This window comes from Massilia sp. 01N410 (assembly GCF_056399665.1).
The window spans coordinates 25,759-37,276 of sequence record NZ_JBFTRV010000016.1 but is presented as its reverse complement, the minus strand read 5'-3'; the positions used below and the strand labels follow the sequence as shown (position 1 = coordinate 37,276).

The following is an 11,518-nucleotide window of genomic DNA, read 5'->3' as shown; positions in this document are numbered from 1 at the left end:
ATTTATGAGCGAAAACAACAGGAACGAGAATCAGAACGCGAATGACCCAGGGGCAATGCGCTATTGGGAGCGCGAGACCCTCGAGCGGCTCGTGTTTGCCACGGTGCGTGAGCAGCGGGCTGCACGGCGCTGGGGGATCTTCTTCAAGCTATCCTTCTTGTTGCTGGCATTTTTCGCGATCTGGGCCTATTTCGACTTCAGCACCGGCTCCGGCACCGAATCTCTCGGCCGCCATACCGCCCTGATCGAAATCGACGGCAGCATCGACGACGAAGGCAGCGGCGCCGCCGATACCGTGATCCCGTCCCTGAACAAGGCCTTTGCCGACGCCGGCTCGGCTGCGGTGGTGCTGCGCATCAATAGTCCAGGCGGTAGTCCGGTGCAGGCAGGCATCATCGTCGACGAAATCCAGCGCCTCAAGAAGGGCTATCCGAACAAGCCGCTGTACGTGGTCGTGGACGAAATCTGCGCTTCGGGCGGCTATTACATCGCCTCGGCCGCCGACAAGATCTTCGTCAACAAGGCCAGCATCGTCGGTTCGGTCGGCGTGCTGATGGACGGCTTCGGCTTTACCGGCCTGATGGACAAACTGGGCATCGAGCGCCGCCTGCTGACGGCGGGCGAAAACAAAGGCTTCCTCGATCCCTTCAGCCCGCAATCCGACAAGCAGAAGCAGCACGCGCTGGCCATGCTGAACGAAATCCACGAGCAATTCATCGCCGTGGTCCGTGCCGGCCGCGGCAAGCGCCTGAAGGAAAATCCGGAAATCTTCTCCGGCCTCTACTGGACCGGCGCCAAGGCCGTCGAGATGGGCCTGGCCGATGGTTTCGGCACCGTCGACACCGTCGCCCGCGACGTGGTGAAGGCCGAAGACATCATCGACTACACCGCGCATGAAGGCTTGCCGGAGCGTGTGCTGAAGAAATTTGGCGCATCGGTGGGGGCGGGCGCCGTGCATTCGATTTACCGGGGACCGGTTCCGAGTCTTCGCTGATTTGGTTTTTAATAAGTATTGAAATAATGAAAATAAAGAAAGCAGTCTTCCCTGTAGCAGGGTTGGGGAGCCGATTTTTGCCAGCGACCAAGGCGCAACCAAAAGAAATGTTGCCGGTCGTTGACAAGCCCTTGATTCAATATGCTGTCGAGGAAGCCGTAGCAGCTGGAATCACAGAAATGATTTTCATTACAGGCCGCAATAAAAGGGCGATCGAAGATCATTTCGACAAGGCATATGAACTCGAGTCGGAACTTGCAGCAGCGCAGAAGCACGAGCTGCTTAATCTAGTGCAGTCGGTGATCCCCAAAAACGTAAGTTGCATTTATATCCGACAGGCCGCCCCGCTTGGTCTGGGTCACGCTGTACTTTGCGCACGCCCTATCGTCCAGAATGAGCCCTTCGCGGTGCTATTAGCGGACGATTTCATGGATGCGGCCCCAGGATACAAGCCAGTTTTGGCACAGATGACAGATCTGTACAACTACGAAAAATGCAGCATACTGGCAGTACAGAATGTCCCACGCGAAAATACACGGCAGTACGGCATCGTTAGTACATCCGCGTATCGCCCCGACATCGAGCAGGTGTCTGGTATAGTCGAAAAGCCTCATCCTGCTGATGCACCCTCCACCTTGGCCGTGGTTGGACGCTACGTTCTATCGCCGCACATCTTTGACCATCTGGAAGCCCTGGATGCAGGAGCGGGAGGCGAAATTCAGTTGACGGATGGCATTGCCAAATTGATGGCAGTTGACCGAGTGCTGGCCCATAGGTTTGCCGGACAGCGTTATGATTGTGGATCCAAACTTGGCTATTTGAAGGCAATGACTGCCATGGGTTTACGGCATCCGGAAACGGGCGCAGCCTATCGATTGTTCCTGGACGAGATCGGTGCTAGTAGTGGAATCATTTGATGCAATGCCGCCGCTGACTCGTAACAATGTGCCTTGAAAATTCCAAAGTGTCGGCTATAGTTGTTTTGTAGCTTACACCTACAGACCCGCTTCAAGGCGGTTTCGAGTGAACTCCATTCCTCAGGTTGGATCCCGCTATGGGAGAAAACGACGGCGCAAGCCGTCGTTTTCATTTATTCGGCATGAAAACCTCCATCCTCGAGCCAGGCCTGGAATTGGCGCTGGGCCTGGCCGTACCATGCGGCACGCATGGGTACGTTGTGAGCGGAGGCAAAGACATGGGGAGTATCGCCACCGCGTGTCCAGCGCGCCAGCGCGAGGCGGGTTGGAAACGTCGCCGCGTACTCGCTCGCCACATGGCATGCCTGATCCATGGAATCCTTTCCATGGAAGGGAGGGCGATTTTTTTCTTCTTCAATATGCACATTTACCTCATCTCTTGTTTGAAAAATCGGTGAGTGTTAATCCTACAAGTTGATGAACGGTAGTCCTACGCTCAACGATTGTAGGTCGATTCCTAACGAGGCTTCAGTGTAGCAATGGAAACTGATGTGGCATTGACGCGTGTCAAACGTAGTTTTGCTACCGATTCAAACAGTGGAACTACCTGATCTTTGCCATACACATCCGTTCTGTTAAAGTTCCGCCCCATGAGCAAACTTTCCCTCGACCGCGTGCTGCAATCCCAAGGCTTCGGCACGCGCAAATACTGCCGCGCCCTGATCGAGGACGGCGACGTCGCGATCGGTGGCGAGGTCCAGACCAGCTACAAGACCACGGTCGAGACCGACGGCCTGGTGCTGACCGTGTTCGACGAGGAGTGGATTTATCGCGAGCGCGTCTATCTCGCCCTCTACAAACCGGCCAACTTCGAATGCTCGCGCAAGCCCAGCCACCATCCCGGCGTGCTGACCCTGTTGCCCGAACAATTTACCTGGCGCGAAGTGCAGCCGGTCGGCCGCCTCGACCACGACACCACCGGCCTGCTGCTGATGTCGGACGACGGTCCCTTCATCCACGCCCAGTCCTCGCCCAAGCGTCATGTGCCGAAGGTCTACCAGGCAAGGACGCAGGAGCCGGTGACCCAGGCACTGGTCGACCAGTTGCTGGCCGGCGTCCAGCTGATTGATGAGCCCGCTCCGCTGGCGGCCCTGACCTGCGTCCAGCGCGGCGACCACCAGCTCGAGATCGTGCTGGAACAGGGGAAATATCACCAGGTCAAACGCATGCTCGCTGCAGCCGGCAACCACTGCGTGGCCCTGCACCGCTCGCAGATCGGCGGCCTGACGCTCGAATCGCTCGGCCTGAAGGAAGGGGAGTGGTGCTATCTGGAGCAAGATCAACTGGGCTTGCTGGCGCAGGTTCAACTGATACTGTCGTAATGATTTTGACACACAGTTTTCAGACCCTTTTATTTTATTTTCCCACGTAGAAATTATTACTTATAAGACTGTTCGCAGAGGAATGTAATCTGATTCGAATAGGCTAGGGTTGATAACAGATGTGATGAATTTTCGTTTGAACGCGCTGGTGTACTTTCCATAATGAAATTCAGAAAATTTCTGAATTTTGTTGGAAAAGAGATATATGCAATTTTATGTGATTTCTGCGAATTTAATGCGCTGGAGAAATTGAATGCCGAACGAAAGAATTGATTTTTTGAGGTTGAGTATTTCGCCTTACACCCAAGAATTTCTCAACTGTTCTTGGGAGTGGTTAAATGACCCAGAGACAAAGGCGCTTACAGCCACACCAGATTTTAGTCGTGATCAGCAATTGGCGTGGTATTCTAGTTTGGCTTCCAAGAAAGATTATTTGATTTGGGGCGTCAAGCTGGATGACAAACCCATAGGTGTTTTTGGAGTAAAAAATATTCGCGACCGCAATGGGGAGTACTGGGGATATATTGGGTCAAAAGAGCTTTGGGGGAGCGGTATTGGTACTTGGATGATGCAGCAAGTGCTTGAGCTTTCGACTAATGCGGGGCTATCTCGAATATATCTCAAGGTTTTAAAAAATAATGTTGCCGCAATTAGATTGTATGGGCGGATGCGATTCAATAAATATGATTCGGATCAGGATTTTGATTGGATGGAGCGCAACATTGATTGCCGGAATATTACATGAACGATCAAAAAAATCAGATTGAGCTGGTGCGATATAAGGTTGAATTAAAGCCCACGTGGGATGCTCTTGTCGATAAAGCCAAGAATGCCACATTTTTGCATTATCGCGACTATGTAGACTATCATGCGGATCGCTTCGTCGATCATTCGATCCTGATATTTAAAAACGGTAAAGTAATTGCTGCATTCCCTTGTAATGTCGTAGAGGATCAAGTTTATAGCCATGGTGGCCTGACATACGGGGGCTTGCTATACGGAAAAGACGTTCATGCGGCAACTGTGCTAGAGATCTTTGAGGCGATAGGCAATTATTTTCGCGAAAATGGTAAGCGTAAAATTTTATACAAAGTTGTGCCGCAGATATTTCACACTTACCCTGCCGATGAAGATTTATATGCACTGACGCGAGTCGGAGCATCCCTGGTCAGGCGAGACCTGTCTAGCGTGATTGAAATCGCACATCGGCCTAAACTCAGCGATTCACGAAAAAATACTGCAAGGAAGGCTGAGAAAGCCGGGGCAGTCGCTGTTGAACTAAATAGTTTTCACGAATTTCACGCACTTCTCGCGCATGTGCTGAGCAAGTTTGGTGCGGCTCCGGTGCATTCGGTGGGCGAGCTCGAATTATTGAAGGCACGTTTCCCGGAACAGATCCGATTGTTCGGGACATTAATTGGCGGCCGGTTGTATGCTGCATGTCTCGCCTATGACTGTGGTCATGTGGTTCATACGCAATATTTAGCAAGTTCTGATGAAGGTCGGCAGATAGGTGCGTTGGATTATTTATTGCTGAATTTAGTTGAAAAATACTTTTCCGATAAGAAATTTTTAAGTTTTGGAATTTCGACGGAACAGCAAGGACGTGTTCTGAACACAGGATTGATCGCCCAGAAAGAAGGGTTTGGTGGGCGGGGTATAGTGCACGATTTCTACGAGTGGGTTCTCTAGTTGATTTATTTCTCCAAATTTAGGAAGTAAACCCGTAGTGTGTTCAATATACTTTCGTGAGACCTGAGTTTCTCGTGTCATGCTTGCTGTTTGTTCCAGAAGCTGCACGGCACTCCACTATCCCTGTTGGGCGCTAACACTGGAATCGTTGGGCTGAGGAAAGCATTGGTGTTATCTGGAGCAGGTACTACTGCATTTCTTGGTGCTGAAATAGCGCGCGCCGGCGGACCGTTGTGCTGGGCATTGTCCAGCCCGGCTGTTCACGCAGGTGGAATAGCGCTACTGACCTGCGTTAAGAAGCCAGCGTCTTGGAAATAGCGCATTGTTTCTGGCATTATTAATCTTGATTCTCGGCATCGCCTCCGCCTTTCGGGAGCAGCGGCGGTGTCGTGCGACGCACAACAGCCTTTTCCGCGACACTTGTCATCTTATTATTGAAGCAACTCAGCAAGATGATATCGACATCTCCGAAAACGTACCGATTTCTCTCCGTTTCAGCACTCTTCGTAGTTAATTCCGCCCTGGCCCAGCAGGGCGTTCCCGACCTGGCCGGCTGTGCACAGATCACCGACGCCGCCCAGCGCCTGGCCTGCTATGACCGCCTCGCCGGCGTCAGCCCGGCGCCCGCACAAGCGGCCGCAGCCGTGTCCAGCCCGCCTGCGGCGCAATCCGAGCGCGAAGTCCAGTCGGCCCTCGACCTCTCGCCCGAAAAGACCCGCGGCTTCAGCCTGGCCGACCATTGGGAACTGGACCGGGAGCACAAGCGCGGCGTCTTCAATTTCCGCCCGCACAACGCGACCTACCTGATGATCACGCGCACGGCGCATCCGAACGATGCGCCTTACCGGCCCTTCCGCAACCTTGCCGACTTCAACACCGACCTGGCGCACAACGAACTGGTGTACCAGCTGAGCTTCAAGACCAAGGTGCTGGAAGACATCGGGAAGAAGCCGGTCGACCTGTGGTTCGGCTATACGCAGAACAGTTTCTGGCAGGCCGGCAACCGCCAGGCATCCAGTCCATTCCGCGAAACCAATTACCAGCCCGAGCTGATGGCGGTGATGCCACTGAACTTCGACGTGCTGGGCATGCACGCCAGCTACCTCAACCTTGGCGTGGTGCACCAGTCGAACGGCCAGGCCTCGACCTTGTCGCGCAGCTGGAACCGGGTCTATGCCCAGCTCGGCCTCGAACGCGCCGGCTTTACCGTGCTGGGACGGGTCTGGAAACGCGTCAACGAAGCGGCGAGCGACGACAACAACCCGAACATCGTCGACTACATGGGCCGCGGCGACCTGGCCGTCACCTACCGCAACAACGGACACGACTACTCGGCCCTGCTGCGCCGCAATTTCTCGACGAACCGCGGCGCCGTCCAGCTCAGCTGGGCTTTCCCGCTGGCCGGCCACTTCAAGGGCTATCTGCAGTATTTCTCCGGCTATGGCCAGAGCCTGATCGACTACAACTACTACCAGAACGTGGTCGGCGTGGGGCTGCTCGGCACCTTCTGAGCGGCCAGCAGCCGTCCAGGCTGCACTACAATGGCGAGATGAAACTCGCCACCCTCAACGACGGATCGCGCGACGGCCAGCTGGCCGTCGTCTCGCGTGACCTGAAAACCGCCCACATTGCCGACGGCATCGCGCCCACCCTGCAGGCCGCGCTGGACGACTGGGCCTTCATCGCGCCCCAGTTGGCGGAACTCTACGACCAGCTCAACGCCGGCCGCGCCCGCCGCCCCTTCGACTTCGACCCGGCGCGCTGCATGGCGCCGCTGCCGCGCGCCTACCAGTGGGCCGACGGCTCGGCCTACGTCAACCACGTCGAGCTGGTGCGCAAGGCGCGTGGTGCCGAGATGCCGGCCTCGTTCTGGGAAGACCCGCTGATGTACCAGGGCGGCAGCGACGATTTTCTGGGCCCGATGGACGACATCGTGCTGGCGCACGAAGAGTGGGGCATCGACTTCGAGGCCGAAGTGGCCGTGATCCTAGGGGACGTCAAGATCGGCGCCACGCCCGACGAGGCGCACCAGCAGATCCGCCTGCTGATGCTGGCCAACGACGTCTCGCTGCGCAACCTGATCCCGCCCGAGCTGGCGAAGGGCTTCGGCTTCTTGCAGTCGAAACCGGCAACGGCCTTCTCGCCGGTGGCGGTGACGCCGGATGAGCTGGGCGAAGCCTGGAAGGGAGGAAAGGTCCACCTGCCGCTGCGCTCGACCTGGAACGGCCGCCTGGTCGGCCAGCCGGATGCGGGCGTCGACATGGTCTTCAATTTTCCGCAGTTGATCGCCCACCTCTGCAAGACCCGCAACGCGCGCGCCGGCAGCATCATCGGCTCGGGCACGGTGTCGAACAAGGATGCCTCGAAGGGCTACTCTTGCATCGCCGAACAGCGCTGCCTGGAGACGATCGAATACGGCCAGCCGGTCACCCAGTTCATGCGCTTCGGCGACACGATCCGCATCGAGATGCTGGACGAGAAGGGCAAGTCGATCTTCGGGGTGATCGAGCAGAAGGTGGCGCGGCTGGAACCATAACCGAACCGTATGGCCGTCGTTCCCGCGTCCATCGTCATTCCCGCGAAAGCGGGAATCCATGCTGAGTAACCAATTACCTACCGCCCCAAAACTCCCCACTAACTTCATCGCCTCGTAAATCCACCTCCACCGGCCGCGAAACCCTGCGCACCACATCCGCAACCAGCAGCCGCCCATCCGCCTCATGCACCCGGTACCAGAGGAAGGCCACGCCGGACAGCCGCAGCTTCTGCCCCGTGAACAGGGCATCCTTCACGATGCTCATCCCCTCCAGCCGCAAGTCGAAATCGAGCACCGGCGCCCCCTCGGTGCGCGCCGCATAGCCCAGGTAGCGCGCCGCGTTGTACAGCGGACTGCGCTCGCCCGCCTCGCCGGCCTTGAGCGAGTCGATGAAGGCGTCGACGGTCTTCAGCAGCGCGCCGGCGTTTGAGGCCAATGCCGACAGCTCGCGTTTTTCCTCGCCCTTGGCGGCATCGGCCAGCCGGTTCAGCGCCGCGATCCGCTGCGCCAGCTCGCCACGCTGCGCCGCCAGCGCACGCACGCGGGAGAGCAGGGCGGCGTACTGCTTGCCGTCCAGCTCACCCAGGTAGCCTGCACCAAGTCCCGCGATCCGCTCCGGGCAGCTGCGCGCGAGGGCGGTCGCGAACAGGACGCGGGCGCCGTCACCATAGCCGATGCCCTGCGCCGACACGTCGGACCTGAACAGCGCGGCCAGACCGGCGCCGGCCTTCAGCGTCGCCGGCACCGCCGTCAGCACGGTGAAGGCGACGGCGGCGGCGCTGCCCTGCGGCGTATGCGTTTCGATGGCCTGCTGCAGCTCCTTGTTCTGCTTGCCCAGGTCGTCCTTGAGGCGCTCCATCGCGTCCTGCACGAGGCGCGCCGCCAGGACGCCCTGGGCGGCCGCCGGCTCGTAGATGGTGGTTTTGCGGCCGGCGGGCAGGGCGGCGCAAACTTCTGTGGCTAGCTCACGGGCCAGGTCGAAGGCCCTGACCAGGCCGGCGGCGCCGAATTTGCCGGTGTCGACGCTGCCCTGAAGGGGCTTGATGGAGGAGGGTGGCAGGCGGGCGAGCAGCTCAGCGCGTTCGGCCTGGGCGATGGCGGCGCGGGCTTCGGCTTCGCGCTGGGCGGCGAGGACGTCGGTGGTTTCGCTTGCACCGACGGCCGCGCTTGAAATTGTCGCAATTGCCAGAAATAGCCAAAATCCGGCAGTACGAAGAAATTCGAAAAATTGAAATATTTTTATATCAAAATGTCTACTCATATTATTTTGATTTCAACATATTTACTGTTCGATTAATCAGAGCGTGAATTTGTTGGGTGCCCATAATCTCACCAAAAATCACGCGGATGTCACTTCGCCAATCCCAATCTATCCACAGGTAAATACCGGGCGTTTTGCGCTTCTGCTAATTACCCATCGAAGGGGGATTTCGACTGTGGTGTATATGCCGAATTTCACATCTTTGGCGACAAATGCATAGAACTGGTGACAACAAAAGGTTTCCCAACCATATTGCTGTCGGGTAAAATGACGGGCTGTTTGAGACGCGTCCACGCTCCACTCCTTCCAAGACCAATGTTCAAGTTCACCAAGAGTTTTACGGCCGTCGCGCTGGCCATGACGGCTATTGCCGCTTCCGCCCAAGAGGCGACCAACAAGGCTGACATGTTCGGCCAGGACACGCCGTCTGCGGTCGGCGACTCGGTCAACACCGCCGCGCCTGCCCAGACCCGCAGGCTGACCATCTCGAATGCGCCCTCGGGTCAGGTCGGTGCCCAGGCCTTGAATCAGGCAAATGGGCAAGTCCAGGGTCAGGCCGGCCGTGGCCGCCCGGCAGCGAATGGCGCGCGGGAAGGAATGGATTCGCGCCAGCTGCAAAAGCGAATGGCGGATCAGAATGCGCCATTGAGCGAATTTCAGAAATTCATTGAAGATAATACCAACAAGGTATTGCCGATTTTCGGTTCCGAATTCTTCGCCAACGCTCAGCCGACGTTTGCGCCGATCCAGAATTCCCCTGTTCCGAGCGATTACCCGCTTGGACCGGGCGACGAGTTAAACATCCGCGGCTGGGGCACGATCGATATCGATTTTCGCGCCACCATCGACCGTAACGGCACCATCAATATCCCGACCATCGGCTCGGTCGTGCTGGCTGGCGTCAAGGCCGGCGATGCCGAAACCGTGATCCGCAATGCCGTCGCACGCCTGTACAAGGGCGTGACGGTCAGCGTCAACTTCGGCCAGCTGCGTGCGATTACCGTGTACGTGGTCGGCCAGGCCAGCCGCCCGGGTACCTATACCGTGTCGAGCCTGTCGACCCTGGTGACGGCCCTGTTCGCGAGCGGCGGTCCGAACGCCAACGGCAGCATGCGCCGCGTGCAGGTGAAACGCGGCGGCAAGGTCGCGGCGGAACTCGACCTGTATTCCTTCATCGCCAAGGGCGACAAGTCGGCCGACATCAAGCTGCTGGATGGCGACACCATCTATATCCCGCCGGCGGGTGGCTATGTGGCCTTGGTCGGCAAGGTCAACAGCCCGGCCATTTACGAACTCAAGAACAACAGCGACAGCATCGGATCCCTGCTCGACTTCGCAGGTGGTCTGCCGGTTGTGGCCGATCCGCGCCGCGCTTATCTGGAACGCATCGATCCGAACAAGAGCCATCCGCGTAGCGTCGAAGAATTCGCGCTGAATCCGGAAGGCCTGCAGCGTCCGCTGAAGAACGGCGACGTGCTCAACGTGGTGTCGATCACACCGGACTTCTCGAATGCCGTGGTGCTGCGCGGTAACGTCGACCAGCCGGTGCGCGCGCCGTTCAAGCAGGGCATGCGCGTCAGCGACTTGATCCCGAGCCGCGAATACCTGATCAGCCGCGAATCGGTTAAGCGCCAGAACAATGTCGTGGCGGCCGGCGACAACGAAAAGGATACGACCCAGGACGCGGCCAAGATCGCCTCGCGCATCGGCAACCTGATCGCGCCGATCAACTGGGACTATGCGGTCATCGAGCGCGTCAACCGCAGCGACCTGAGCGTCAAGCTGATCCCGTTCAACCTGGGCGCCGTGTTCTCCAACCCGGCCGGTCCGGACAATATCCAGCTGCAGCCGGGCGACACCGTTACCATCTTCTCGCAGGAAGACGTGGCGGTCCCGATGGACAAGCGCCAGGTCTTTGTGCGCGTCGAAGGCGAAGTCAAGGTGCCGGGCGTGTACCAGATGACGGCTGGCGACACCCTGCAGAGCCTGATCGCCAAGGCGGGCGGCCCGACCGGTAACGCCTACCTGTTCGGTACCGGCTTCTACCGCGACGAAGTACAGAAGGAACAGTCGGCCAACCTGCAGCGCGCTGCGGACCGTCTGGAATCCCAGCTGCGAAGCGAGCAGTCGCGCCAGCTGGCCAACCTGAGCGGTCTTTCGCCGACCGAAGCCGCCGCAATGACCGCCCAGTTCGAAACCGAGCGTCGTACCGCGGAAGAACGCATTGCACGCTTCCGCAAGCTGCAGCCGACCGGCCGTATTGCTTTCGGCCTGGATCCGAATGAGCGCTCGTTCGCGCGCTTGCCGCAGGTCACGCTGCAGAACGGCGACCGTCTGGTGGTGCCGTCGAAGCCGGCCTTCGTGCATGTGTTCGGCGCCGTAAATGTCGAGGCGTCGCCACTGTGGCGCCCGAATAGCCGCGTCAAGGATTACCTGAAGATGGCGGGTACGACCTCGGATGCGGATATCGACAACGCTTTCGTGCTGCGTGTCGATGGTACCGTGGTGTCCTCGGATTCGCAGGGCTGGTTCTTTGGCAAGATCGGTGGTCTAGAAGTGATGCCGGGGGATACGATCGTCGTGCCTGAGAAGCTGGACAGGCAGACTGCGTGGACCAAATTTACGCAGGGTGCGCGTGAGTGGACGCAGATTCTGGCGAACTTTGGACTTGGTGCTGCGGCGATTAAAACTCTGCGGAATTGATCCGCGAGATTACTTTGCATCAAGAACAACCTG

The 11,518-nt window shown here is 57.9% G+C and carries 10 protein-coding genes; 9 read left to right on the top strand and 1 reads right to left on the bottom strand.

The window, feature by feature from the left end:
- Positions 1-4 precede the first annotated feature (4 nt).
- From AC1DOP_RS19745 to AC1DOP_RS19710, 8 genes are all read left to right on the top strand, one after another.
- The gene (locus AC1DOP_RS19745) at positions 5-994 is read left to right on the top strand and encodes a S49 family peptidase (RefSeq protein ID WP_442123409.1); all 990 of its coding nucleotides are present in this window, start codon (positions 5-7) and stop codon (positions 992-994) included.
- A 26-nt stretch (positions 995-1,020) separates the two neighbouring features.
- Complete coding sequence (gene galU, locus AC1DOP_RS19740) at positions 1,021-1,911, top strand: UTP--glucose-1-phosphate uridylyltransferase GalU (RefSeq protein WP_442123410.1); 891 nt, start codon at positions 1,021-1,023, stop codon at positions 1,909-1,911.
- A 137-nt stretch (positions 1,912-2,048) separates the two neighbouring features.
- Positions 2,049-2,369 (top strand): hypothetical protein, encoded by a 321-nt coding sequence (locus tag AC1DOP_RS19735; RefSeq protein ID WP_442123411.1) that lies wholly within the window; start codon positions 2,049-2,051, stop codon positions 2,367-2,369.
- 192 nt (positions 2,370-2,561) lie between these two features.
- Positions 2,562-3,293, top strand: coding sequence for a pseudouridine synthase (locus tag AC1DOP_RS19730; RefSeq protein ID WP_442123412.1), 732 nt, complete (start codon positions 2,562-2,564; stop codon positions 3,291-3,293).
- A 253-nt stretch (positions 3,294-3,546) separates the two neighbouring features.
- Entirely contained in the window at positions 3,547-4,038 is a 492-nt protein-coding gene (locus tag AC1DOP_RS19725) for a GNAT family N-acetyltransferase (RefSeq protein ID WP_442123413.1), read from the top strand.
- Positions 4,035-4,985 (top strand): GNAT family N-acetyltransferase, encoded by a 951-nt coding sequence (locus tag AC1DOP_RS19720; RefSeq protein ID WP_442123414.1) that lies wholly within the window; start codon positions 4,035-4,037, stop codon positions 4,983-4,985. Before AC1DOP_RS19725 ends, AC1DOP_RS19720 begins: the two co-directional genes overlap by 4 nt.
- A gap of 452 nt (positions 4,986-5,437) precedes the next feature.
- Positions 5,438-6,496 carry a phospholipase A gene (locus tag AC1DOP_RS19715; protein WP_442123415.1) on the top strand — a complete coding sequence of 353 codons (1,059 nt, stop codon included), beginning with the start codon at positions 5,438-5,440 and terminating at the stop codon, positions 6,494-6,496.
- Between the two features lie 38 nt (positions 6,497-6,534).
- Positions 6,535-7,521 (top strand): fumarylacetoacetate hydrolase family protein, encoded by a 987-nt coding sequence (locus AC1DOP_RS19710; protein ID WP_477252899.1) that lies wholly within the window; start codon positions 6,535-6,537, stop codon positions 7,519-7,521.
- Positions 7,522-7,594: 73 nt separating this feature from the next.
- Here AC1DOP_RS19710 and AC1DOP_RS19705 read toward each other — a convergent pair whose 3' ends face one another.
- A complete protein-coding gene (locus tag AC1DOP_RS19705) occupies positions 7,595-8,782 on the bottom strand; it encodes a hypothetical protein (protein ID WP_442123417.1) in 1,188 nt (395 codons plus the stop codon).
- A gap of 315 nt (positions 8,783-9,097) precedes the next feature.
- On the opposite strand from AC1DOP_RS19705, the gene AC1DOP_RS19700 reads away from it, so the two are divergent.
- The gene (locus tag AC1DOP_RS19700; RefSeq protein ID WP_442123418.1) at positions 9,098-11,485 is read left to right on the top strand and encodes a polysaccharide biosynthesis/export family protein; all 2,388 of its coding nucleotides are present in this window, start codon (positions 9,098-9,100) and stop codon (positions 11,483-11,485) included.
- Positions 11,486-11,518: the final 33 nt, after the last annotated feature.

What these genes read in the sequence shown, in the direction of transcription:
- AC1DOP_RS19705 (WP_442123417.1), bottom strand. Translation starts at nt 8,782, where the DNA reads ATGAGTAGACATTTTGATATAAAAATATTTCAATTTTTCGAATTTCTT.
- AC1DOP_RS19745 (WP_442123409.1), top strand. Translation starts at nt 5, where the DNA reads ATGAGCGAAAACAACAGGAACGAGAATCAGAACGCGAATGACCCAGGG.
- AC1DOP_RS19735 (WP_442123411.1), top strand. Translation starts at nt 2,049, where the DNA reads ATGGGAGAAAACGACGGCGCAAGCCGTCGTTTTCATTTATTCGGCATG.
- AC1DOP_RS19730 (WP_442123412.1), top strand. Translation starts at nt 2,562, where the DNA reads ATGAGCAAACTTTCCCTCGACCGCGTGCTGCAATCCCAAGGCTTCGGC.
- galU (WP_442123410.1), top strand. Translation starts at nt 1,021, where the DNA reads ATGAAAATAAAGAAAGCAGTCTTCCCTGTAGCAGGGTTGGGGAGCCGA.
- AC1DOP_RS19720 (WP_442123414.1), top strand. Translation starts at nt 4,035, where the DNA reads ATGAACGATCAAAAAAATCAGATTGAGCTGGTGCGATATAAGGTTGAA.
- AC1DOP_RS19715 (WP_442123415.1), top strand. Translation starts at nt 5,438, where the DNA reads ATGATATCGACATCTCCGAAAACGTACCGATTTCTCTCCGTTTCAGCA.
- AC1DOP_RS19710 (WP_477252899.1), top strand. Translation starts at nt 6,535, where the DNA reads ATGAAACTCGCCACCCTCAACGACGGATCGCGCGACGGCCAGCTGGCC.
- AC1DOP_RS19725 (WP_442123413.1), top strand. Translation starts at nt 3,547, where the DNA reads ATGCCGAACGAAAGAATTGATTTTTTGAGGTTGAGTATTTCGCCTTAC.
- AC1DOP_RS19700 (WP_442123418.1), top strand. Translation starts at nt 9,098, where the DNA reads ATGTTCAAGTTCACCAAGAGTTTTACGGCCGTCGCGCTGGCCATGACG.